General features: G+C 43.6%; 22 protein-coding genes. 13 read left to right on the top strand and 9 right to left on the bottom strand.

Annotated features, from left to right (window positions below; all coding sequences use genetic code 11):
• Positions 1 to 96 precede the first annotated feature (96 nt).
• A complete protein-coding gene (locus KT990_RS01565) occupies positions 97 to 543 on the bottom strand; it encodes a GNAT family N-acetyltransferase (protein WP_218209018.1) in 447 nt (148 codons plus the stop codon).
• 246 nt (positions 544 to 789) lie between these two features.
• Here KT990_RS01565 and KT990_RS01570 point away from each other — a divergent pair, with 246 nt between their 5' ends.
• Entirely contained in the window at positions 790 to 1,866 is a 1,077-nt protein-coding gene (locus tag KT990_RS01570) for a zinc-binding metallopeptidase family protein (RefSeq protein ID WP_005096974.1), read from the top strand.
• Between the two features lie 88 nt (positions 1,867 to 1,954).
• Here the strand turns inward: KT990_RS01570 and KT990_RS01575 are convergent, their stop codons facing one another.
• The 3 genes from KT990_RS01575 to KT990_RS01585 form a co-directional block, all read right to left on the bottom strand.
• A complete protein-coding gene (locus KT990_RS01575) occupies positions 1,955 to 3,451 on the bottom strand; it encodes a succinate CoA transferase (protein ID WP_005096976.1) in 1,497 nt (498 codons plus the stop codon).
• A 117-nt stretch (positions 3,452 to 3,568) separates the two neighbouring features.
• Entirely contained in the window at positions 3,569 to 4,744 is a 1,176-nt protein-coding gene (locus tag KT990_RS01580) for a thiolase family protein (RefSeq protein ID WP_180083325.1), read from the bottom strand.
• Between the two features lie 79 nt (positions 4,745 to 4,823).
• Complete coding sequence (locus KT990_RS01585; RefSeq protein ID WP_005096978.1) at positions 4,824 to 6,605, bottom strand: acyl-CoA dehydrogenase C-terminal domain-containing protein; 1,782 nt, start codon at positions 6,603 to 6,605, stop codon at positions 4,824 to 4,826.
• 532 nt (positions 6,606 to 7,137) lie between these two features.
• Here KT990_RS01585 and KT990_RS01590 point away from each other — a divergent pair.
• Complete coding sequence (locus KT990_RS01590) at positions 7,138 to 7,743, top strand: TetR/AcrR family transcriptional regulator (RefSeq protein ID WP_005096979.1); 606 nt, start codon at positions 7,138 to 7,140, stop codon at positions 7,741 to 7,743.
• Between the two features lie 65 nt (positions 7,744 to 7,808).
• Here KT990_RS01590 and KT990_RS01595 read toward each other — a convergent pair whose 3' ends face one another.
• The 4 genes from KT990_RS01595 to cysK form a co-directional block, all read right to left on the bottom strand.
• Positions 7,809 to 8,003 (bottom strand): heavy-metal-associated domain-containing protein, encoded by a 195-nt coding sequence (locus KT990_RS01595; protein ID WP_005096981.1) that lies wholly within the window; start codon positions 8,001 to 8,003, stop codon positions 7,809 to 7,811.
• 79 nt (positions 8,004 to 8,082) lie between these two features.
• Positions 8,083 to 8,490, bottom strand: a complete 408-nt coding sequence (gene cueR, locus KT990_RS01600; RefSeq protein WP_218209019.1) for a Cu(I)-responsive transcriptional regulator — start codon at positions 8,488 to 8,490, stop codon at positions 8,083 to 8,085.
• Complete coding sequence (locus KT990_RS01605; protein WP_218209366.1) at positions 8,490 to 11,189, bottom strand: heavy metal translocating P-type ATPase; 2,700 nt, start codon at positions 11,187 to 11,189, stop codon at positions 8,490 to 8,492. The genes cueR and KT990_RS01605 overlap by 1 nt, the downstream gene beginning before the upstream one ends.
• A 191-nt stretch (positions 11,190 to 11,380) precedes the next feature.
• Positions 11,381 to 12,379, bottom strand: a complete 999-nt coding sequence (cysK, locus tag KT990_RS01610) for a cysteine synthase A (RefSeq protein WP_218209020.1) — start codon at positions 12,377 to 12,379, stop codon at positions 11,381 to 11,383.
• 281 nt (positions 12,380 to 12,660) lie between these two features.
• On the opposite strand from cysK, the gene KT990_RS01615 reads away from it, so the two are divergent.
• The 6 genes from KT990_RS01615 (at position 12,661) to KT990_RS01640 (ending at position 19,167) form a co-directional block, all read left to right on the top strand.
• Positions 12,661 to 12,978, top strand: coding sequence for an ArsR/SmtB family transcription factor (locus KT990_RS01615; protein WP_005170781.1), 318 nt, complete (start codon positions 12,661 to 12,663; stop codon positions 12,976 to 12,978).
• Positions 12,979 to 13,199: 221 nt separating this feature from the next.
• Positions 13,200 to 14,948 carry a SulP family inorganic anion transporter gene (locus tag KT990_RS01620; protein ID WP_218209021.1) on the top strand — a complete coding sequence of 583 codons (1,749 nt, stop codon included), beginning with the start codon at positions 13,200 to 13,202 and terminating at the stop codon, positions 14,946 to 14,948.
• Between the two features lie 328 nt (positions 14,949 to 15,276).
• Entirely contained in the window at positions 15,277 to 16,473 is a 1,197-nt protein-coding gene (sstT, locus tag KT990_RS01625; protein ID WP_159515738.1) for a serine/threonine transporter SstT, read from the top strand.
• Between the two features lie 42 nt (positions 16,474 to 16,515).
• Complete coding sequence (locus tag KT990_RS01630; protein WP_159515737.1) at positions 16,516 to 17,190, top strand: YoaK family protein; 675 nt, start codon at positions 16,516 to 16,518, stop codon at positions 17,188 to 17,190.
• A 15-nt stretch (positions 17,191 to 17,205) separates the two neighbouring features.
• A complete protein-coding gene (locus KT990_RS01635) occupies positions 17,206 to 17,742 on the top strand; it encodes a DUF2058 domain-containing protein (protein ID WP_218209022.1) in 537 nt (178 codons plus the stop codon).
• A 186-nt stretch (positions 17,743 to 17,928) separates the two neighbouring features.
• Complete coding sequence (locus KT990_RS01640) at positions 17,929 to 19,167, top strand: mechanosensitive ion channel family protein (RefSeq protein WP_218209023.1); 1,239 nt, start codon at positions 17,929 to 17,931, stop codon at positions 19,165 to 19,167.
• Between the two features lie 131 nt (positions 19,168 to 19,298).
• Here KT990_RS01640 and KT990_RS01645 read toward each other — a convergent pair whose 3' ends face one another.
• Positions 19,299 to 19,955, bottom strand: coding sequence for a hypothetical protein (locus KT990_RS01645; RefSeq protein WP_218209024.1), 657 nt, complete (start codon positions 19,953 to 19,955; stop codon positions 19,299 to 19,301).
• 207 nt (positions 19,956 to 20,162) lie between these two features.
• On the opposite strand from KT990_RS01645, the gene KT990_RS01650 reads away from it, so the two are divergent.
• The 5 genes from KT990_RS01650 (at position 20,163) to KT990_RS01670 (ending at position 25,529) form a co-directional block, all read left to right on the top strand.
• Positions 20,163 to 22,016 (top strand): ABC transporter ATP-binding protein, encoded by a 1,854-nt coding sequence (locus tag KT990_RS01650; RefSeq protein ID WP_005096995.1) that lies wholly within the window; start codon positions 20,163 to 20,165, stop codon positions 22,014 to 22,016.
• Entirely contained in the window at positions 22,016 to 22,465 is a 450-nt protein-coding gene (locus KT990_RS01655) for a MaoC/PaaZ C-terminal domain-containing protein (protein ID WP_005096996.1), read from the top strand. Before KT990_RS01650 ends, KT990_RS01655 begins: the two co-directional genes overlap by 1 nt.
• Positions 22,466 to 22,616: 151 nt before the next feature.
• Entirely contained in the window at positions 22,617 to 23,645 is a 1,029-nt protein-coding gene (locus KT990_RS01660; protein ID WP_005096998.1) for an AraC family transcriptional regulator, read from the top strand.
• A gap of 82 nt (positions 23,646 to 23,727) precedes the next feature.
• Entirely contained in the window at positions 23,728 to 24,102 is a 375-nt protein-coding gene (gcvH, locus tag KT990_RS01665) for a glycine cleavage system protein GcvH (protein ID WP_005097000.1), read from the top strand.
• A 242-nt stretch (positions 24,103 to 24,344) separates the two neighbouring features.
• On the top strand, positions 24,345 to 25,529 hold the full coding sequence (locus KT990_RS01670; RefSeq protein ID WP_074382740.1) for an MFS transporter: 1,185 nt from the start codon (positions 24,345 to 24,347) through the stop codon (positions 25,527 to 25,529).
• Positions 25,530 to 25,562 lie beyond the last annotated feature (33 nt).

Consider the following 25,562-nt stretch of genomic DNA (forward strand, 5'->3'; position numbering starts at 1 on the left):
CAAAAGTGAACCAATTCTATGCCTAAGTAAAAGGCATGACTAATTAAAAATGGAGTGAAGGTGAATAGCGGAAAGTTTGGATTGTTTTTAGATGGTTTAAATTTCAGCTAAGTAGTCTTTTCGCATGGGAATAAAACGAATGCCATTTTCCTCAGTGTATTCGCCCATTTCAACAAAACCGAAGCGTTTATAAATATCCAAAGCATATAAACTGGATTTTACAGTAATAGATTGATGACCTTGGCTACGAATATGTTTTTCTAAAAAGCGCCACATTTGGCGACCGTAACCTTGACCTTGATAAGCCTTATTCAAGAAAAAATGCATGAAATGTGCAGGTGCTATATAAGCCACCACACCGACTATTCTGCGGTCAATTTCAGCCACATAATAATAAATATCTGGCCGTTCAAAAATGGTTTGAATTACTTCAGCTTTAAAACGTAAGCGTCCCTCTTCTGCCGTAGTGACAGCCTCTACAAATGGTGCAATGACTTCTACGATAGCAGATGTATCCTGAACAGTAGCTTTTCTAATGTTCATATTATTTTAAATTTCACCTTAACCTGGCTTTGTTGCAAAAACAGATCATCTGTCAATTTGTATTTCTCTAAGCAATCTTTTTCTATTTAAAAATAACGAGTTATTTAGCTCACAATATAATGCCAAGCATCCTCCATTTACAATTCAGCCATATAGAGTTTTTATTAAAATTTTTATGATGTTATTACAATAGGATGAAATTTAGGTAGGCATTCTAGACAGTTTGCTTCCCTACAGGGAGTTTAGATGAAACATTTTGAATGCGCCGTCTGCCAGCAACAGCTATTTTTTTACAAATCAGTCTGTGATCATTGTATGTCACCAATCGGCTATGTCGCTTCGGAAAAAGAATTGTGCGCATTTAAAAAGCAGAGTGCTGATCAATGGATTCCAGTCTCCAAAAGTTATCAGCATGCCAGTTATAAACCCTGTCATAACTATACGCACTATCAGGTATGTAACTGGATGATTCCCAGTAATGAAGATGAAGATTTTTGTGAGTCCTGTCAACTCACTCATGTGATTCCTGATCTGGAAAATTCAGAGAACCTGATTTACTGGTTTCGACTGGAAGAGGCCAAACGCCGCTTCCTTTATTTGGCGCAGCGTATGAACATGATGCCACGCCCCAAAAAATCTGAAGATGATCCATTTGGCCTGCGTTTTGATTTTTTACTGCCTGAAGATGATCAGCCGGTTTTGATTGGTCATGCCAATGGTGTGATTACTTTAAATGCGATTGAAGCGGATGTGGTGTATCGTGAAACAACACGCGTGAATATGGGAGAAAATTACCGGACTTTATTGGGCCATTTTCGCCATGAAAGCGGACATTACTATTTTGCACTGATGCAACACTTACATCCGGAACTGATTGAAGAGTTTCGTCATTATTTTGGCGATGAGCGGCAAAATTACAGTGAGGCGCTGCAAACTTATTATAATGACGGCGCCCCGATCAACTGGCAGGAAAACTATATTAGTGCTTATGCCACCGCACATCCCTGGGAAGACTGGGCAGAAACCTGGGCGCATTATCTGCATATGATGGAAACACTGGAAACTGCTTACTATGCTGGAATCCGCGTTATTGGCAATGGTGGCTATCTGGCCAGCATGGATTTTAAAGAATGTCCAATTGGCGGACAGGACGTTGAACATATTCTTGCAAACTGGGTTACCTTAACCTTTAATTTAAATGCCTTGAACCGTTGTATGGGTCTGGAAGATGCCTACCCATTCAAGCTGACCGAAGCGGTAAAAGACAAGCTTCGATTTATACATCGGCATGTACTGGAAAAAGTTTTTAAATCATCCAAATGATCTTTAAACGGCAAAAAAATGGATGTAATCAAATGAATAAAGCCCGTATACAACGGGCTCTATTTGATGATCAATGCGATTAAACGTATTAAGCGGTTTTCATTGAACCGGTTTCTTCAAATTGGGCATGCCAAGACAAAGCTTCATTCAATAAATGCGGTGTCTGACCACCACGCGCACAGGCACGCTCAAAATAATGATTTAAACTTTCGCGGTAATCTGGATGAGCACAGATATCGATAATCTTGCGGGCACGTTCACGCGGTGCCAAACCACGCAGATCTGCTAAACCTTGCTCAGTCACCAGAATATCAACGTCATGATCGGTATGGTCGGTATGGCTGACTAGGGGAACGACTGAAGAAATCGCACCACCTTTGGCATAGGATTTGGTCACAAAGATGGCAATATGCGCATGACGGGTAAAATCTCCCGAGCCTCCAATACCGTTCATCATCTTGGTTCCAGTAACATGGGTTGAATTCACATTTCCGTAAATATCAAACTCAAGTGCTGTATTAATCGCAATAATCCCGAGACGGCGAATCAGTTCAGGATTATTGGAAAGTTCCTGTGGACGCAAGACAATTTTATCTTTGTATCGATCAAAATTGTTCATCACTCGTGCGGCACAGTCATCGGTCAGGGTCATGGAGCAACCTGAAGCAAAGGTCATCTTGCCTGAATCGATAAGCTGGAAAGTGCAATCCTGCAAGACTTCAGAATACATTTCCAGATTATTGAAATTGGAATGTTCGAAGCCGGCAAAGACCGCATTGGCCACGGAGCCCACACCGGATTGCAGCGGCCCCAGATTTTCAGGTAAACGCCCTGCTGCCACTTCCTGTTCAAAGAAATGAATCAGGTGACTGGCAATCGCCAGCGTTTCTTGATCCGGTTCGTCCATGCCAAAGGAAGTGTCTGGAATCTCATTGATGACAATCGCAGAAATTTTTTCAGGTGCAACATGAATCCCGATTGTTCCAATTTTGTCACTGGCTTGAGTCAGAGGAATTGGCTCGCGGTTTGGGCGCGCTTGAGGTACATAGATATCGTGAACACCTTCTAGTACGGGATTAATCGTCATATCAATTTCAATAATGACCCGATCTGCCATTTCGATGAAATTTGCAGAATTTCCGCAAGAGCCTGTCGGAATAATCTGACCGTCTTCAGTAATCGCAGTTGCAGCAATTACAGCCACATTAATCGCTGGCAAGTTTTTATGACGGATATTATCGGCCAGTTCAGAGAGATGCTGATCGACATACATCACTTCACCGGCATTAATCGCTTTACGTAAAGAAGGATCTGCCTGATAAGGATAACGGCGGGTTATGACATGTGCTTCATTGAGTTTTCCATCAATCCGGTTCCCCAGACTTGCACCTGTCGCCAAGGTAATATGAATTGGATACTTCTGTGCATATTCAGCCAAGGCCAAAGGCACAGTTTTCGCTTCACCTGCCCCCCCAAAACCACTTAAACCAACTACATCGCCATCTTGAATCAGTTGTAGTGCTTTTTCGACAGATACGACTTTATCTTGTAATGGGAGCAAACGAATGCGCTCTAAACCGTTCATAAAAAATCTCAAAAATATAAAATAAAGAGGCATCTGCTCCTGATGAACCAAGAGCATTAGCGTCTAAATCAATCAATAATTAATTTTGCTAATTCGAGCATTGAATTTTGGCTGGACTTAAACCAGTTCCACTGCAATCGCAGTTGCTTCACCGCCACCGATACACAGTGCGGCAATACCTTTCTTGCCACCAGTACGTTTTAAGGCATGAATCAAGGTCACAATAATACGGGAACCAGAAGACCCCAGTGGATGACCGAGCGCACATGCGCCACCGTTGATGTTGACTTTTGCAGTATCCAGTTTAAAGCCATCAATGGCTAGCATCGTCACCATGGCAAAAGCCTCATTAATTTCCCAGAGGTCCACATCAGCGGCATCCCAACCGGTTTTTTTCAGGACTTTTTCAATCGCACCGACAGGTGCAATGGTGAATTCCGAAGGATGCTGCGAATGGCTGGCATAGGCCAAAATATTAGCCAGCGGTTTTAAGTTACGCTGTGCAGCAATTTCACTAGAGGTGACCACCAGTGCTGAAGCACCGTCTGAAATTGAACTAGCATTTGCTGCGGTAATGGTTCCGTCTTTTTTGAAGGCTGGACGCAAGCTTGAAATTTTGTCCGCTTTGGCATTTAAAGGCTGTTCATCCTGCTCAACCACCACATCGCCTTTACGGTTACTGACAGTGACTGCTACGATTTCATCTTTAAAGAAGCCTTGCTGAACAGCCGTCACCGCTTTGTTTAATGAGCCAATGGCATAATCGTCCTGCTGTTCGCGTGTATAACCTTTTTTATCTGCCATTTCCTGTGCCAGAATTCCCATCGACAGACCTGTTTCTGCATCTTCCAGACCTTCCTGGAACATGTGATCCGTGACTTTGCCATGTCCCATACGGAAACCGGCACGTGCCTTGTCCATCAAATATGGCGCATTAGACATAGATTCCATGCCACCTGCGACCACAATTTCAGCCGAACCCGCTTTGATTGCATCTGCTGCCTGCATCACCGCTTTCATGCCTGAGCCACAGATTTTATTGATCGTGGTGGCACCTGTTGAATCCGGTAAGCCGGCTTGACGCATGGCCTGACGTGCCGGGCCCTGTTTTAAACCCGCCGGCAGTACACAGCCCATAATGACTTCATCAATATCGTTTGCAGTTAAACCTGCACGAGCTACAGCTTCCTTGATCGCCACAGCACCCAAATCAGGCGCCGTACAGCTTGAAAGTGAGCCTTGAAAACCGCCCATTGCGGTACGTACAGCTTCTACAATTACAATCATTCTAATCTCATCCTTTTTCATCATTGTTATTTAACACCGCACAGCAGAAGCTCTGCAGTGTTTGTCCTTCGCAATACTTGCCGGTTTAAGCCTGTGCAGTGAAATAGTCTTCAGGTAATTGCATGACCAGTTCTGCACCTGCCTGAATACGTTGAATTCGGGCACTCAAATCCGGGAGAACTTTGGCGACATAATAATTCGCCAGTACCAATTTGTTCTGGAAATAGCTATCGTCTTTCGTTGCTGCAGCTTTGCTGATACGCGCATACATATACACAAAACTGAGCAGACCCACCGCATGCAGATAATCGACCGCAATCGAGTTAGCAAAGTCCGGATTCAGTTGAGACTGCTCGACGATAAAGCTGGTGATGTCTTCCAGTTGCTGACAGGTCTCTAATGTCGCCGTTTTAATCGTCAATGAATCATCCAGACCTTGGGCGAACTCGCGGATTTCAGCGATATACTCTGCAATATAAGCACCTTTACATTTGGTGGTTTTACGGCCAATCAGGTCAATTGCCTGCACACCATTGGTGCCTTCATAAATTTGTGAAATGCGCAGATCGCGAATACATTGTTCCATACCCCATTCACGGATATAACCATGACCACCGAAGCACATTTGCGCTTCCAGTGCAGAATCTAATGCTTTATCAGTCAGATATGCTTTGGCAATTGGGGTTAACAGAGCCACACGGTCGGTCGCTTTACGCACCGCTTCAGCATCGGTCGAATATTTGGTGATATCCAGCTGCTGACCGACATAGACAGCAAAGGCACGAGATGCTTCATTGTTGGCGCGCACATTCAGCAACATCCGGCGCACATCACCATGTACCAGAATCGAATCGGCTGGTTTTTCCGGTGATTTCGCACCGGTCGAGGCACGTCCCTGTAAACGGTCTGTCGCATATTGTGCCGCATTCTGATAAGCAAATTCTGCCGCGCCAATGCCCTGAATTCCCATCGACAGACGTTCGTAGTTCATCATCACGAACATGCCGGCCAGTCCTTCATTTTCGTTACCGACCATATAAGCTTTGGCACCATCAAAGTTCATGACGCAGGTCGCCGAGCCTTTAATTCCCATCTTATGTTCGATTGAACCCGCAGATACTGCATTACGTTCACCGAGTGAACCATCTGCATTCACCAGAAATTTCGGCACAATAAACAGGGAAATGCCACGTGAACCGGCGGGTGCATTTGGTGTTTTTGCCAACACCAGATGAATGATATTTTCACTCAGGTCATGTTCACCGCTGGTAATAAAGATTTTGGTACCGCTGATGTTATAGCTGCCATCTTCATTGGGTTCAGCCTTGGTTTTGATTATGCCAAGATCAGTACCTGAATGTGGCTCAGTCAGACACATGGTGCCCGACCATTCGCCTGTATAGAATTTTGGTAAATAAGTTTCTTTCTGTTCTTGTGAAGCGCGATCATTGATCGCCATGCCTGCACCTACGGTTAACAGCGGGTAAAGCATAAATGATGGATTAGTACTCCAGATCATTTCATCGGCCAGCACGGTCAGCATTTTTGGCATATTCTGCCCGCCCCATTCTTCACTGGCACCTAAACCTACCCAGCCACCTTCAGCAAACTGCTTAAAGGCATCTTTAAAGCCTGTAGGTGTGGTCACTTCACCATGTTTAAACTGAGCACCACCTTCTTCATCCGCAGGACGATTCAGGTCAAGAATGACATTCTTGGAAAATTTGGCCATCTCTTCCAGAATTGCATTTGCAGTTGCCATATCTAAATGTGCAAGATTTTCATTACCTTGCCAAAATTGTTCAGCTTGAAACACATCATTTAAAATAAATTCCATGTCTTTTAGCGGCGCATTATAAATAGGCATTCTTACATTCCTTAACTGGTAATACTCAATTCTGTTGCTGAGCGTTTTATAATCATTGATTCATGAAAATCTTTTTTATGATTTTACTTCAATCAATGCATATCAATCGAAAATCATCATCTCGAATTAATCCAGCAGTAAATCTCATTCAACTAAATAAGCGACATAAAATTTAAAAACCCAAGCTTTATGTCACCGTTATTTACTGAACCAAGCAGGCTTAAAATGATTCTTTATTCACCACTATAATCCTTTGCCAGGACGGTCTTAAACCGAATAATGATTTCACTTGATGTGCTGAAACAATAAAATAATTATGCTGAAAATGGAATTTTATTTAGCAAAGTTGATCTCTAGGGTTCAGTTTTCTTGACAATATTTCCAGACTGACACCATATATATTTTTCATTGTCAGCAGTTGCTGCATAAATATACAAAATTAGATAAATATCACGACCTTAGTTTTATAGCTATCTTGGGTAAAATTGAATATTCTTGAAAGGTTCTTTTTCGAAAAATATGGACCAAGAAGATGACGACTGTAAGACAGCAGAACTTCCTTCTTCGTAAAGAGAAGATCCTGAGCATGGCTGAAAGCCTGCTACTGGACAATAATCAGGACATTACCCTGAGTGAACTTGCCAGTGAACTGGACATCGCGAAAGGAACGATCTACAAGCATTTCAAAAGCAAGAACCAGTTATATTTAGAACTAATTATTCTGAATGAAAAAAGAATCCTGGAAATATCAAAAAAATATAATAACGATATTAAAAATTATGTTTCGCAATATATGCTCTATCACATGCTCAATTCCAATCGCACCATCCTGTTGCATGTGATTGAAGAGCGTTTAACCAATAATGAAAAAAACCTGAAAGATTTATTTCAGGAGCTTTATCGGATTCGAGAAGAACGGATTATCCGGATTAAAGACATGACCCATGATTATCTGGTGGCTTTAGAAAGTGCCATGTCGATTCGGGATTATTTGTCTTATATCTGGACCGTGACTTATGGAGCTTCACTATTATTAAATTCAACCAATTATCAAAAAGCGATTGGTTCGCGTGAACGTCTGATTAAACTGTATATTAATCAGGCGCTGATGACCCCGGATAAAATCTCGTCAGTCTAAGCCCTATAATAAAAAATGCCGGATTGAATCCGGCATTTTATTTCAATTGAATGACTTAACAAATATCAAGCAGCAATTGGCGGAAATCCGTCTTCGGTTAAAGCCGCGACAATCTCGGACTCAGTGACTGTCGATTCAACTTCGACCAGCTTAGTCGCCACATCTATATGAACGGTGGCATTTTCATCCAGATCTTTAATCGTAGCAGTCACACTGCGTGCACAGCCACCACAGGTCATATTTTCAATACGGAATTTCATATTTAGCTCCATAGGATCGCTTTAAAAATTAATGTGATTGGGCAGACTGTATTTAACCTGACTTTAATTACACATTATGTCAGTGTTGCTCAGGTACTACGCCCTGTTCAATCTGTTTTAAAATCTGGCAATCAGACTGCTCATTGCCGGCACACTGCTCCACCGATTGCTGTAAAATTAATAGCATATGCTGCATATCGGCAATTTTCTGTTGTAAAAACTGGATATGTTTTTGTGCCAGCTGTTTCACTTCGCTACTCTGACGTGAGCTGTTCAGCCACAGGCCCAGCAGTTCTTTCATCTGCTCCGATGAAAATCCCAGTTCACGTGCATGCTGAATAAAACTTAAGGTCTTAATGTCCGCATCAGTATAAACCCGATAGCCTGCATCGCTTCGTTTCGGAGGGGGCAACAAGCCAATTTCTTCATAATATCGGATCATTTTTGCAGAGATGCCGGAGCGTTTTGCGGCTTGGCCAATATTCATCACGCTGACTCCTTAAACTGCACCGGTTGATAGGCCTTTAATCTCAAGGCATTACTGACGACAAACACGGAGGACAACGCCATCGCGCCTGCGGCAAACATTGGCGATAACAAGATGCCCCAAAATGGATACAGCACACCGGCGGCAATCGGTATTAACGCAATATTGTAGACAAAGGCCCAAAACAGATTCTGTTTGATATTGCGCATGGTGGCCTGACTCAAGCCGATGCCTATAGCCACATGCTGTAAATTGCCTGACATCAGCACCACATCGGCTGCTTCAATCGCGACATCGGTGCCGGTACCAATCGCCATACCGACATCGGCCTGTGCCAACGCTGGTGCATCATTGATTCCATCCCCAACAAAAGTGAGCACGCCGTATTGCTGCTGGAGTTGTCTTACAGCATCGACTTTTTCATGTGGCAAGACTTGCGCAATTACCTGATCAATTTTCAGCTGTTTGGCAATCGCCTGCGCAGTATGCTGGTGATCCCCGGTAATCATCGCCACTTTGAGGCCTTGGTCATGCAAGACCTGAATCGCGCTATAAGTAGTCGGTTTAATCGGGTCAGCGACTGCAATAATCGCAGCCAGCTTTTGATTAATCGCTACATATAAAGGACTGCGGCCTTGATCACCGAGCTTTTGTGCAGTGGCTCTAAACAGATCGACATTTAAGCCCAAGTCCTGCATCAAACGTTCCGCACCAATATGTAGCTGCTGACCGAACACCTGTGCTTTGACCCCTGCACCAGTGATCGAATCAAAATCCGTCACATCCATCAGTTCCAGCTCTTGCTCACGGGCAGCCTGAACAATAGCGTGGGCAATCGGATGTTCTGACTTGGCTTCAACCGAAGCCACCAGCTGTAATACGGTCTGCTGATTAAAATCAGCGGTGACTTCAAAGTCGGTCAGCAGCGGTTTTCCTTCAGTTAAGGTTCCAGTTTTATCCAAAGCGACAACTTTAGTTTGTTGCAGTAACTGTAAAGCTTCACCCTTACGAAATAGCACGCCCAGTTCTGCTGCACGGCCAGTTCCGACCATAATCGAGGTAGGGGTCGCCAGTCCCATTGCACATGGACAGGCAATAATCAGTACGGCGACTGCATTTACCAATGCGTAGGTCAGATTCGGCTCAGGCCCAAACAGGAACCATACCATAAAGGTCAAGGCCGCTAGCGCCATAACTGCAGGTACAAACCATAAAGTCACTTTATCGACCACGGCCTGAATCGGCAGTTTTGAGCCTTGTGCCTGTTCTACCATCTGAATAATCTGCGCCAGTACCGAATTCTGACCGACCGCAGTAGCCTTGATTTGCAATGTTCCGTTCTGGTTTATGGTACCGCCGACCACCTGATCGCCAGCCTGTTTGGCCACGGGTAAAGGCTCACCACTCATCATTGCTTCATCGATATAACTTTGCCCGGCAACCACTTCACCATCGACGGCGACTTTTTCACCCGGGCGGATTTCAATCAGCATACCCTGTTGTACATCGGCAATCGCCAGATCAACCCAGTTGCCATGCTGTTGTACCCGTGCGGTTTTCGGTTGCAAGCCGACCAGATACTGAATCGCTTCTGAGGTTTTACCTTTGGCTTTGGCTTCCAGATACCGCCCCAGTAAAATCAGCGCAACAATGACAGCTGCCGCTTCAAAATATACATGGACGGTGGACTGGGGTAACAGCTGCGGAAAAAAGGTCGCAATGCAGGAAAATCCATAAGCTGCGATTGTTCCGACTGCGACCAGAGAATTCATATCCGGCGCCAAACGCAATAAAGCCGGAATACCATGCTGATAAAAACGCCGTCCCGGAATAATCAGCACCAAAGTGGTCAGCACAAACTGCAGATACCAGCTGTTCTGGGTTCCTAACGTATGGGCAATAAAATGATGAAATGCCGGAATCAGGTGCGAGCCCATTTCCAGAATAAATACAGGCGCTGTCAGAATGACTGCAAGCCATAAATCTCGTTTCAGTTGTGCCGTTTCATTGGCTTTCTTTTCCTGAAAAGCGCCATGGCTATCTGCCGACATATCCGTACCGGATTTTATTGTGGCCTGATAACCGGCTTTCTCCACGGCAGCAATCAAGGCCGGAAGCTGGGCATGCGAAGCTTTCACCCAGGCAGTTTCGGTGGCCAGATTGACCTGTGCTTCGCTGACACCTTCTACTTTCAATAAAGCTTTTTCAACCCGTGCCACACATGAAGCGCAAGTCATGCCTTCAATTGCCAGTTCAATCCGGTCAGCCTGAAGATCAAAACCGGCTTTTTGCACCGCCTGAGTCAACTTGGACAATGGCACAGAATTGATTAGACTCACATGCGCCTTTTCAGTGGCCAGATTCACGTGTGCATCCAGTACACCTTCTACTTTTTTTAGGGCTTTTTCTACGCGAGCCACACAAGATGCACAGGTCATGCCTTCAATATTCAAAGCAAACTGTTGCGTCGGTACATCAAAGCCAGTTTTTTCAATTGCTTGAACTAGCACAGCGGCAGCAATCGGCTGCTGGCTTTTAATAAAAGCTTTTTCAGTCGACAGGTTGACAGATGCCTCAACCACGCCCTCAATTTTTTTCAAGGCTTTTTCGACCCGAGCCACGCAGGATGCACAGGTCATACCGCCAATCTGCACCTGCTGTTCATATAACCGGATGCTGTCTTGTTCTGCCATGCCCATCTCCATGCATCAACTTGCTGCCGATGCTATAGCTTAAACATTCCCAGCATGGCAAGGTCAAGTCTTTCATTTAAATATTTTAGGAAAGATAAAGCGGTATTGCGATTGGATGCTCATCCAAGAACCAAATAAAAGCCCGAAGATGACTTCGGGCTTTTATAGCAGTGTTTAAAATATTGAATGCATCAATTTTATTCGGCAGAAATATCTTCAAACAGAACCGAAGACAGGTAGCGTTCACCGCCATCTGGCAAAATCACCACAATATTTTTACCGGCATTTTCAGGGCGTGCAGCCAGTTGTGCCGCTGCCGCCATGGCCGCACCACTTGAAATGCCGACCAAAATACCTTCCTGAGCTGCAGTTTTGCGTGCCCACTCGATTGCCTCTGTGCTATTAATGGCAATCACTTCATCGACCAGATCTAAATCCAAGTTGCCCGGAATAAAGTTGGCTCCGATACCTTGAATTTTGTGTGGTCCCGGTGTCAGCGTTTCGCCGCGTTTGGCCTGACCAATAATTGCAGATTCAGCAGGTTCCACCGCCACCGAATATAGAGGCTTATTTTTAACTTTCTCAAAGTAACGCGAAATACCGGTAATGGTTCCGCCTGTTCCGACACCTGCGACCAGAATATCGACGTTACCCGCCGTAGCTTCCCAGATTTCTGGGCCGGTGGTTTCTTCATGAATTTTAGGATTGGCTGGGTTTTCAAACTGTTGTGGCAGGAAATACTGCTCCGGGTTCTCATTCAACAGACTCTCGGCTGCTTCAATCGCCCCTTTCATGCCTTTGGCCGGATCGGTCAAGACCAGATTGGCTCCTAAAGCTTTGACTACTTTACGGCGTTCAATACTCATGCTTGAAGGCATGGTGAGCGTCAGTTCATAACCTTTAGCGGCTGCCACAAAGGCCAATGCAATGCCGGTATTGCCACTGGTGGGTTCAACGATGTGCATACCGGGTTTGAGTTTTCCAGATTTTTCTGCATCGTTAATTAATGCTGCACCAATACGACATTTGACTGAAAAGGCCGGATTACGGCTTTCAATTTTAGCAAGTACAGTTACCGGAGCTGAAATTACACGATTAATACGAACTAGCGGTGTATTTCCAATTGCGTCTGCATTATTACTATAAACCGCTATCCCTAAATTATTTGGTGTTGGAAAAGCTGAATCTGTACTCATGATAATATCCCTGATGTTATTGGTTCAAGTCATTTAAACATCATACAAGCATTTTTTTCGTTTGTAGATGTTTGATGGAATTTGCACTTGATCGCAGTAATTTAAACCAAAATATTTTTTAAATAATTCGATGATTTTATATTATTTATCAACGTTTAAAATATAACTTTAACTAATGTTTAACCTGATTAAAACCCGATAATATTTAAATATTATATCAATGTATTAATCATCGAGCCCCTTATAATGTGCGGGCTGTAATTTTATAATGGACATATGAGATGAAAACCGATTTTGAAATCACGACTATGCGCGATTCAGCAGAACAGGTCGTCGGCATTTTAAAATCTCTGGCCAATACTGACCGTCTCCTTATTTTATGCCATCTCTCTCAAGCGGAACTGAATGTTTCACAAATTGAAGATATTACCGACATTAAACAACCGACGCTTTCCCAGCAACTGATGATGCTGCGCAAAAGTGATGTAGTGAATACCCGTCGGGATGGTAAACAGATCTATTATTCAATTAAAGATCAAAATTTGATTGTGGTATTGACTACGCTTTATCAGCTGTATTGTGCGAATCAAATTAAATAGTTTATTTTTAAACACTATTTAACGCCAAAACACACTTCTCTACCCCATTGATCTGGCAGAAATAACGACTTTGTAGAAAATCGCTATAGCTGCTTCAAGAAAATGGAGGCCAGACCTAGCTGATTTATTTTAAAAACATAAATCATCACAAATTCGACCCCTTAAGATTTCTTAGCAGAATTTGTGCATAATATATCTATATTTGTGATTTAGACCTTTTTATGCCAAATTCCAAGTCTAAACTTCTGCATAGACTGCCTGCCTGGGCATGGTTAAGCGACTATACGCCGGTCAAATTTAAATCCGATGTGCTGGCCGCACTGATTGTCGTGGCGATGCTGGTTCCTCAGGGGATGGCTTATGCCATGCTGGCCGGTTTACCGCCGATCATGGGCTTATATGCCAGCATCCTGCCAATGATCATTTATGCGTTGCTCGGTGGCAGTTCGACTTTATCGATTGGCCCGGTGGCGATCATTTCAATGATGACTTTTGCCACGCTCAATCCACTGTTTGAAGTCGGCTCACCGGTCTATATCGAAGCTGCGACCTTATTAGCACTCATGGTCGGTATTATTTCCCTGCTCTTGGGATTATTCCGTTTCGGTTTCTTAATTCAGCTGATTAGTCATCCAGTCATTCAGAGCTTTATTATTGCCTCGGCATTATTAATTGCTTTTGGACAATTGAAGTTCTTGGTCGACCTGCCCTTAAAAGCCAATAACATTCCAGAATTTACAACAAGTCTTCTGGAGTATCTGCCGCTCCTGCATTTACCAAGCCTGTTATTTGGCCTGTTGTCGATGGCTTTACTGATCTATCTGCCCAAGTTGCTAAAATCTCAGACAGTACAAAGCCGGATCGGCTCTACAGATTTTCTGGTACGGGCTGTGCCTCTCATTCTGGTATGTCTCGGGATTGCAGCGATTGTATTTCTGAATTTAAAGGGCCAAGGCATTAAAACAGTGGGTGCAATCCCGTCCGGTTTTCCGCCCTTGTCTTTTCCGCACTGGAACTGGGAACTGGTTGTGACCTTGTTACCGGGTGCTAGCATGATCGCCATGATCAGCTTTGTGGAATCACTGTCGATTGCTCAAGCCACAGCCTTGCAACAACGCAGTCATTTAAACAGTAATCAGGAATTGATTGCCTTGGGGATTGCCAATATCAGTGCAGGCGTCAGTTCAGCCTTTCCGGTTACTGGCAGTCTGTCGCGTACCGTGGTCAATGCCGATGCCGGTGCCAAATCCCCCATGGCAGGAGTTTTTTCCTCCATTCTGATTATTTTCGTCAGCCTATTCTTTACCAGATTTTTTGAAGATCTGCCCCTGACCATTCTGGCCGCCACGATTATTGTTTCCATCTGGAAACTGGTCGATTTTCGGCCTTTCTTTGATGCCTGGCGTTATTCTAAAGCCGATGGTATTGCCATGTGGATTACCTTTCTGGGTGTGGTGCTGATTGATATTTCCACTGGCCTGATTATTGGGATCATATCGACGTTTATCCTGATGTTATGGCGAATCAGTCGTCCGCATATTGCAGTGCTCGGACTGGTCGAAGGTACACAGCATTTTCGTAATATTCAGCGTCATCAAGTCAGTACCTCCGATCGGGTGCTGTCACTGCGGATTGATGAAAATCTGACTTTTCTGAATGCCAATAGCTTCAAAGGTTATCTGATCAATCAGATGAGCCTGAATGACAAGTTGCAACATGTGATTTTAAATTGCTCCAGTATCAGTGCCATTGATTTAAGCGCTTTGGAAATGCTGGAGGATTTAAATGCGGAATTGGCCAAACTGAAAATTCGACTGCATTTTGCCGAAGTGAAAGGCCCGGTGATGGACAAGCTACAAGCCTCGAAGCTGATGATTCATCTGAGCGGCCACATTTATCTGACTCATTTTCAGGCAATTCGGGACTTGGCTCCAGAAATCTTTGAGCAGCATAAAGACTATACGATTTAGGACAGCAGATAATTAAACTTATGGCCGGAGATTCAAACCGGTCATGACGCCAAACTTTTTTAAATTTTCAAATATAATTTGAATTTATCGATTTAACTTTGATATTTATTTCATGAATATAATTTTAAAAGAGATGATTTATTCATCACATTTAGATTATTTTCTTAAATAAAAGTATTCTTTTATATTGATTAATTTTAGAATAAATCAATTATATCAATAACTTGTTTTTTATATAAAAATATATTTCAAGCCTTGTTTAAATTAAGTATAAAATAGCGCAACTTTTTCCCAAATTTAGCCCTCGTAATTTTCACAAGGCAATCTTATGTTTTCTGCCCTTATGCGTATGAGCCTAGTCTCTCGAATCATCATCGCCATTATTTTAGGTGTAGGTGTGGCTGTGGTATTTCCCGAAGCTACTCCCTCATTAAGCCTATTGGGCGACCTGTTTATTAAAGCCTTGAAATCTGTTGCACCGATCCTGGTTTTCATTTTAGTTTTAGCTTCTATCGCAAATTTTAAGGTGGGGCAATCCAACACCGCCATTAAACCGATTATGATGATGTATGCGGTAGGTATGTTCCTTGCTGCACTCAGTGCTGTCGTTTCGAGTATGTTATTTCCAAGTACGCTGTTTCTGGATATTGCTGCGCAAGCGGACTTACAGCCACCTGGCAGTCTGGTAGAAATCCTGAAGAATCTGCTGCTTAGCTTTGTCGCCAACCCGGTCGTTGCCATTGCTGAAGCAAATTTCATTGGCGTTCTGGCATGGTCTGTGGCATTGGGCATTGCCTTCCGTCATGCATCGGATACCACCAAGACTCTTTTGAATGATGCCGCCTTTGCGGTTAATTATGTGATTCGTTTAGTGATCAGTTTTGCGCCTGTGGGTATTTTTGGTCTGGTTGCGGTGACTTTTGCTGAATCCGGTCTGGATACGCTGACCAGTTATGCACATTTACTTGCGGTACTATTAGGTACGATGGCTTTTGTTGCACTGGTAATTAACCCGATGTTGGTGGCTTTAGTGACGCGTCACAACCCCTATCCACTCGTCTTTACCTGCTTGCGTGAAAGTGGCATTACCGCCTTCTTTACCCGTAGTTCGGCCGCCAACATTCCCGTCAATCTGGATCTGGCAAAACGTCTAGGCGTCAAAGAATCGACCGCAAGTATCGCAATTCCTCTCGGTGCTGCGATCAATATGGCTGGGGCATCGGTCACCATTACCGTATTGTCACTGGCAACGGTAAATACCTTGGGCATTAGCGTAGATTTCACCACCATGCTGATTCTTTCCGTAGTAGCAAGCATCTCGGCATGTGGTGCTTCAGGTGTGGCCGGTGGTTCATTATTGTTAATTCCTGTGGCCTGTGGTCTGTTCGGTATTTCTTCGGATATCGCTATGCAAGTGGTCGCGATTGGTATGGTAATCAGTGTATTGCAGGATTCTACTGAAACTGCTTTAAACTCGTCTACGGATGTTTTATTTACCACAGCAGTAGACCGCGCATCAAATTGATTTTATATTGAATAATCAATATTTTTTGCCAATGATGTTGTTATGCCATTACAGCGTTTACCTACCTGGATACAATTAGGAGCGTTCTTTCTTGCGGTGAATGCCGGCATGATTAACGTCCTGGGTCTGGTGACGGTATTACACCAGTCTGTTTCACATATGACCGGTAATGTCAGTATGCTGGCCATGGCGCTGCTGGACTGGCAGCCAGACATGATGCTATATCTGCTTCTGGTCACAATCTGCTATGTCATTGGTTCTCTGTATAGCGGGCTGATTCTAGGAAATAGTCACTTTCGCTTGGGGCGACTTTATGGTTACCCTTTAAGCCTGGTGGCTTTTTTTATTCTGATCTGCTGGTTATTATTGCCCTATTTCCCGCGTTATGCCCTGTTATGGGCCTGTGTCGCGATGGGTCTGCAGAATGCCATGGTCAGCCATTATAAAGGTGCCATTATTCGCACCACGCATTTATCTGGTGTACTGACCGACCTTGGCTTGGCCATGGGTTACCGTTTACGCGGCTTAGATGTAGAACCACGCCGAGTCGTTTTACATATACTTATTTTGCTCGGTTTTTTAAGCGGTGGTATTCTTGCCAGCTGGCTTTATCCTTATTTAAAATTAAATGCATTCCTGATCCCGGCAGGGCTGAGCCTGATGCTCAGTCTGATTTACTGGGTGATTTATTTACGTTATCGACATCAACACGATTAATTTCTGGACATTCTCATGGTTAAAAATGCATTGCAGGCACAATTGTTAAAGGCAGGTTTGGTCGATAATAAAAAAGCCAAAAAACTGTCTAAACAGGCTGTGCATGAAAAACGCACCGGTGATAGCACCGAGGCTGAAATCAAGGCGAAAATTGAGCAAGACAAGCAGCAGAAACTGGCCAAAGACCAAGCCATCGAGTTAGAGAAAAAAGCGGCCTTACAGGAAAAAGAACTGAAAGCCGCGATCATCCAGATGATTAACCAGCACAAAATCCGCGATACGGATGGTGATGCGGTGTATCAGTTTATTGATGACAGCAAGATCAAGAAGGTTTACCTGAACCAGCAGATCTATAATGCACTGGTGGCAGGCAGTCTGGTGATTGCACGTGAAAATGACAGTTATGTGTTCTTGCCTAAGGCTTTGGGAGATCGTATTAATGCCAAGATGCAAGGCTTTATCATTGTGAATAATTCAGAGAAAAATGAACGAATTACCGATGAAGAAGATCCGTATGCAGCCTATGTCATTCCGGATGACCTGATGTGGTAAGTTATTATTAGTATTTGATATCATACTAAACCGGCTTAGGCCGGTTTTTTATATCAGATCACAGTCTAAAAGCTATTTCAGGTAAACACTTTCCAAAGATATGTATTAAAAGTTTAATTAAAATTAAAAAACTCAGCTTAAAGCTATAAACTCTTTCACAATTTTAACAGTGTGAGAAAAGATAAGTTGGAACAGTTTAAGCTTGTCCAGAATATACAAGTGTGGGCAGATCAATATCCCTGGCTAGAAATGCTCTCTTCATTGAGCATTGTGATTTTACTGGCAATTATTGCAAATTTATTTGCCAAACAAGTCGTTGTTCGCGGAATTCGTAAACTGATTTCCAAAATGCCTTTTGCACATAATGAAATCATTGCTGAGCATAGCGTGATCCGCCGTATTGCCAATATTGTGCCGGCCATTGTGATTATGAATGGAATTACCACCGTTCCGCATTTATCAGACAAGGTCGAGACCTTTATCCAGATGGGTGCGCAGGCCTTTATCTTCCTGACCATTGCCCTGGCGATTGGCGAATTGCTGAATATTTTTAACCTGATTTATCAGCGCAATCCGAAATCGCGTAACAAGCCGATTAAAGGCTATTTGCAACTGGTCAAGCTGATCATCTTCATCGTTTGTGGTTTGATGATTCTGGGGACTTTCCTCAAGAAAGATGTCTTTACCTTGCTGGCCGGTTTTGGTGCCATGGCTGCGGTACTGATGCTGGTGTTCCAAAATACCATCCTATCGCTGGTGGCTTCGGTACAGATTTCCTCTTATGACATGGTGCGTATTGGTGACTGGATTGAAATGCCATCTTTAAATGCGGACGGCGATGTCATTGATATGTCATTACACACCATTACCGTGCAGAACTTTGATAAAACAGTCACCACCATTCCGACCAATAAACTGGTGACGGATACCTTTAAAAACTGGCGTGGCATGCAGGAAGCCGGTGCGCGCCGGATTAAACGTTCCATTCATGTCGATCAGAGCAGTGTGCATTTCATGTCAGCTGATGAACAGAACAAGCTGAAAGAATTTATACTGCTGGATCAATATCTAAATACCAAAACTGAAGAACTGCAGCAATTTAACCTGCAGCTCAGCCATCATTCACAATATAACCAGCGCCGTCTGACCAATCTGGGGACTTTCCGTGCCTATGTGGAATTTTATCTGCAACAGCATCCGGGAATTAGTAAAAATCACTCCCTGATGGTTCGTCAGTTACAACCGACCAGTGAAGGTTTGCCTCTGGAAATTTATGCATTTACCAATACCACGGTCTGGGTCGAGTATGAAAATATCCAGTCGGATATTCTGGATCACCTGTTGGCGATTATTCCTGAATTTGGACTAAAGGTGTATCAGGCACCTTCAGGTTTCGACCTCAAGGAATCTTTTAGCGTTTCCTGAAGAGCTGCGACAATCTTCAAATAAAATAAAAGCCTGAAACTGGCTACAGTTTCAGGCTTTTGATTGGTCTGATTAAATAAAAATATAAAAATCGACAACTTAAACAAATATTAGATTGGGTATTGAGATGCTCAGGCTGAGATTGCAGACGCTTGCAGCTGCATCAGTTCTTGTAGCATTTTATAAAAATCATGTTCTGAGTCGAACTGCTCTTCACAGATCCTTTCGCCGTTTAATAATAAATGATGATAGCTTTGATGTTCATAAATCACCGTGTTTAGAAACTGTGCACCGGGCATATGCTTGAGCAGGTGCTGTGTCTGTTTCATTTCTGCAAGTTGCTGCTGTTCAGGAATTTTATTCAATACCGTATAAATTTTTAATTGAGTATTATATTGTGCGATCCCAATCGCCAATTGCACCAGTTCGGTTTCAAGTTGAATATCTTCTGGATTGATGGAACTGGGAATAATCAGCTTATCTGCATGTTTCAGGACTGAACGCAAGGCAGATGTATCCTGCCCGTCAATATCAACAATAATATAGGCGAACTGCTGTTTCAGTCTTTCCAGACGATGATCCAGACTACGACCATCTTGTTTTAAGATATCCAGATGCTCGAAAGAAAATTGTTTATTTTTCAGATTTGCCCATTCATAACCATACGGTTCCAGATTGGCATCAATTAGCAAGGTCGCGCCTTGCCCACGTAATAACTCATTGATATACATCGCAATCGTGGTTTTTCCTGAGCCTCGTTTACGGCTGGCCACTACCCAAATACTCATCTTTAAGCTCTCTCGTTTTTGATTCTTTTTATGAGGAAAAATGGTTTAAACCTTAATATAATTATGGATTTAGAATTAGGTATCTAGTATGAAAAGTAAAGTCTGATTTGGATAATAATTTTGTGGCTATTTCATCTAATCCTAGGCTTAAAAAAATTCAATCCTTTATAATCACTACAAAGCAAAATGCATGATAAGAGTACGATAATGTTTCGATGGCTTGAAAGACTGGTTGATCCCTATCCCACCAAAAACCTGAATCAACCTTTACCGACCAAGTTTTTTCCATTTGTCTGGCAGGCAGCCTACGGTGTGCGTCGTTATTTGCTGATTCTGGTGCTGTGTACAGCCGGTGCTGCCAGCTTTGAAGCCTTACTCTACTCAAAAATTGGCGATTTGGTAAATTGGCTCAGCAAAAGCCAGCCAGATACTTTTCTGGAGCAACATGCCAGCAACCTAACCTTGCTGAGCATTATCCTGCTGGCCAATATTTTCTTTGCCAGTGCCCAATCCCTGATCAAGCACCAGATTTTGTATAGCAACTTTCCGATGCGGTTACGCTGGCGCTTTCATAATTTACTGATGAAACAAAGTCTGGATTTTTTCCATAATGATTTTGCCGGACGTTTATCTGCCAAAGTCATGCAAACGGCGCTGGCCATCCGGGAATTCTGGGTCATTTTGGGAGATATGCTGGCCTATGTGCTGATTTATTTCGTCACCATCAATATCGTTTTAGGCAATATTTCTCCCTATTTAGTTATCCCTTTGATGGTGTGGCTACTGCTATTTATCTGTGCGGCCTGGTACTTTATTCCGCGTTTAAGCAAGATTTCCAAGTCACAGGCCGATGCGCGTGCCGTCATGACCGGCCGTGTCACCGATGCCTATACCAATATCCAGACTGTCAAGCTGTTTGCCCATGCTGGTCGAGAAAGCCAGTATGCTAAAACCTCCATGCAGGAATTTATGGTCACGGTTTACAAACAGATGCGTCTGGGGGCTCAGTATGAAATCAGTATTTTATTTCTGAGCATTATTCTCTATGGCGGTGTGTTGGGTACGGCCATCTGGCTATGGATGGAAGGACAGGCCGAATTGGGCATTATTGCAGCCACCACGGCCATGATACTCAAACTGAACAGTATTGCCGAGTTTATGATGTGGCAGACCTCTGCCCTGTTTGAAAATGTCGGGACCATTCAGGATGGTATGAAAACTTTAGGCCGCAAGATTGCCATTGAAGATAAACCCAATGCCAAAGAGCTACAGCTTCAGCATGGTGAAATTAAATTCGACAATGTCAGCTTTGCCTATAATGATAAAAATGTCATTGACCAGTTTAACCTGACCATTCGCCCGGGTGAAAAAATCGGGATTGTGGGACGTTCAGGCGCAGGTAAATCGACCCTGATTCAGTTATTGCTGCATTTTTATCATCTTGACCAAGGTCGTATTTTAATCGATGGGCAGAACATTGAAGATGTGACGCAGGACAGTTTGCGTAAGAACATTGCTTTAGTGACTCAAGACACTTCGCTGCTGCATCGTACCGTTGCAGAGAACATCAAATATGGTCGTCCTGATGCAACCGATCAAGAGATGTATGAAGCGGTACGTAAAGCCAAAGCAGAAGAGTTTATTCCTCATCTGACCGACTTACGCGGCAAAAGAGGCTATGAGGCTTATGTCGGTGAGCGTGGTGTAAAACTTTCTGGTGGTCAACGTCAACGTGTTGCAATCGCACGGGTATTTCTAAAAGATGCACCCATTTTGATTCTGGATGAAGCCACCAGTGCGCTGGATTCTGAAGTCGAAGCGGCCATTCAAAACAGCCTCGATGATCTGATGCAAGGCAAAACCGTAATTGCCATTGCGCATCGTTTATCGACAATTGCCCAGATGGATCGCCTGATTGTAATGGATCAAGGCAAAATTGCCGAGCAAGGTACCCATGATGAACTGGTAGCATTAAATGGAATCTACGCCCAGCTTTGGCAGCGTCAAACGGGCGGATTACTGATACAACAACAGATCAAAGCAACGAAGGATCGTGAATAATGCTGTATTTGGAAGATTTGAACATCGCTGACCGCTTTAGCAGCCGTAAATATCATATGGGACTGGAAGAAATTCAAAATTTTGCCCGGGCTTATGACCCACAAGTCTTTCATACTGATGAACAGCAAGCTGCAGCCCATCCGGTATTTCAGGGAATTGCCGCCAGTGGTTGGCATACTGCGGCAGTGGTTATGCGCTTGTGGACTGAATGTTTTCCTGTGGCTTATGGGCTCATTGGTTCAGAGTCGCATCTGCGTTGGCCTTGTCCGACCCGCCCCGGGGATGAAATTCACGTCGAAGTCGAAATCATGGATATTCAGCCCTCCAGAAGCAAAACTGATCGTGGGATCGTTAGCTACCAGACGCAGGCATTTGACCAGCATCATAAAATGATTTTTAGTTCAACCACTAAAATTGTGGTATTTAAACGAGGATTTTCTCCGGTTTAAATTGATTTTTAGGCGAAATTCAGGCTAATCTGCCACAATGATTGTGGCAATAGCCAAAACTTTGTCCAACAATTTTAATGAAAAAAATGGCAGTTTTATGCCAATATCAGACCATAAATAAAAAAATTTAAGTGAGTGCAACGGATCGCGCATGAAAACAATTGCTCCACGCCAAGATCAGGGAATTCCAGGTGTATACGCTCTTTTGCTGCTCGATGTCATTTCCCGCTGGGGATATAATGACGAATCGTTGTTCAAGTCCTTTGGCCTGAGTACGGAGCAGCTGGCGGATCCTGATTTTCGCATCCCGACACCTGTGGCCAATGAACTGGTCAAACATGCCCTCAAGCTGAGCGGTGAACCGACACTTGGTTATCATCTGGGTACCCAGATGCGGATTTCTATTCATGGTTTTATCGGCTATGCCATCATGACGGCCAAGGATATTACCGATGCATTAGTACTGGCCAACCGTTTCATCCAGCTGCGTATGCCCTTTTTACAGCTATTCTTTTCCACCTTTGGTGCCAAGGCTACAGTCCAGTTGCAAACCGATATTCAGCTGGAACCCTTACGCACCGAAATCTCGATTGCACTGATTTTTGGCATGATCAGTATGGCCAAGGCCATTACCGGAATTGATTATGCCGCTGGAGAAATCGATTTTGATTTCAAAAAACCGGAAGGCTTTGAGCGCTTTATGGCCAAATTTCCACATCATCAGTTTCGCTTTGAACAGCCGCATTTGATCTTGAGCTTTGATAAGAGCTACCTGATGAACAAGCTGGTACATGCCGACCCGATTGCCAGTCAGATTGCAATTAACCAGTGTGAAACTGAACTCTCGGCCTTGGGCGAGCGACACCGGATTGCGATGCGGGTCCGTGATATTCTAACCCATTCCGAGCAGCATTATCTGAGTATTGAAAGTGTGGCAGATCGTCTGCATATGTCCGACCGCACCCTAAAACGTCAGCTGGCGGCTGAAGGTACCTCTTTTTCTACGCTGGTCGATGAAGTACGCTACCGGCATGCGACGTCGTTATTGTCCCGGACCGACTTTAGCTTGGAGCAGATTGCTGATGAACTTGGTTATAGTGATGTCGCCAATTTTAGCAGGGCATTTAAACGCTGGAGTGGTCGCAGCCCGAGCAACTGGCGCAAAGATCCTTATTTATAAAGGGTCATAAGCCTTTTGTTTTGGCCAAAAAGAATGTATAAAACATGTCAAAAATGATCTAAAGATTTTTAAGGAGTTATCAATGAATCATCCTTCAGAATTAAAGTACGCAAGTACGCATGAATGGGTACGCATTGAGGGTGATCTTGTTGTGACCGGTATTTCCGACCATGCACAGGATGCATTAGGTGATTTGGTCTATGTAGAGGCACCAGATCTTGATTCACACATCACTGCGGGTCAGCAAGCCGGTGTAGTTGAATCGGTCAAAACTGCGTCTGATATTCATGCACCTGTTTCTGGTATTGTTGTTGAAATCAATCCTGATCTTGAAGATGATCCTGATTTTATTAATGACGATCCCTATGGCAAAGGCTGGATCTATAAAATCAAACCAGACAATATGTCAGATGTTGAACACCTGCTTTCCAATACAGCATATGAAGCTGGCCTATAAACCCGCTTATATTTAGAAAATCAGCCTGCGGGCTGATTTTTTTTATGCCATAGATATTGTTCCGCTTTCCCAATCGGCTTCAATTACATATATTCATATTAAAATATTATTGTATTTTTCACGTATATTTCCTAAAGTACTGAACAGGGCGCGCTGCACTCCTGAATATGCCACACTTATTTATAATAATAATTCCCCCATTCTAAGACCAGCGTCTCATCACCCATCATTTTAGGATAATCATGAATGCCATTGTAGCGCCGTTATGGACCAAGTCATTTGTACTGTGTCTGGCCAACAACCTGTTTTTATTTATTTTCTATTTTGCGCAAACCACAATTCTGCCGATTTATATCTTAAAGGAATTAGGTGGTAATCTGACCCAAGCTGGTCTGGCCATGACCTTATTTATGGTCTCTGCCATTGCAGTACGTCCTTTTAGTGGCTTAATTATCGAAAAATTTGGCATACGCAAAACTTTAATTGTCTCAGAAATATTTTTCAGTCTTTTTTCCTTAGCTTACCTGCTCGCTGATCAGCTCACGATTCTGTTTATCATCCGTTTCTTGCATGGCATCTGGTTTAGTATTCTGACCACAGCCTGTGTGCCGGTGGTCAACCAGTTTATTCCAGAACAGCGTAAAGGCGAAGGCATGGGTTATTTTGTCATGTCTGTCAATCTGGGAATTGTCTTGGGGCCTTTAATTGGTCTGAGCTTGATTGAATATTGGTCTTATTTTCAGGTCAGCACCTTGTTGATCGCTTTGGTTTTTATCGGCTTTATCTTCTGTTTACTGATTCCGGTCAAAGAGCCTGAAAAAATGATCGACCACACCGACAAGAAAACATCACTAGGGCTGACTGATTTTGTCGAAAAGAAAGCACTGCCTGTGGCAGGACTTGCCATGCTGATTTCCTTTTCTTATGCCAGCATCATGTCTTTTATCGCGCCATTTGCAGCCAGTAAGGATTTAATGGCCTATGCCGGTTTATTCTTTGTGGTATTTGCAATTTCCATGATGAGCCTGCGTCCGATCACTGGAAAAATTTATGACCGCAAAGGTCCACAATACGTGATTTATCCGGCACTGCTGGCTTTTAGTCTGGGTCTGTTTTTACTGAGCCAGATTCAGACTTTATGGGGTTTTATGCTGGCTGCGGTTCTGGTCGGAGTCGGTTTTGGTAGTGTGCAACCGTGCATTCAAACCTTAGCCATTCAACGTGCACCAAAACACCGGATTGGCTACGCAACTTCGACTTTTTATACCTGCTATGATCTGGGTATTGCCATTGGCTCAGTCCTGATCGGTGCTATCATTGCAGCTTATAGTTATCAAACTGCTTTTGTGATTTGTGCCGTCTTGACCCTAAGTAGTATGGGATATTTTCATCTGGTGGTTCAGGCTAAAGCAGTCAAAAATAGCTAACCCAAAACAGGCAGAATTCAAATCTACCTGTTT

The sequence above is a fragment of the Acinetobacter sp. F9 genome (genome assembly GCF_019195275.1).
Taxonomy (GTDB): Bacteria; Pseudomonadota; Gammaproteobacteria; order Pseudomonadales; family Moraxellaceae; genus Acinetobacter; species Acinetobacter pseudolwoffii.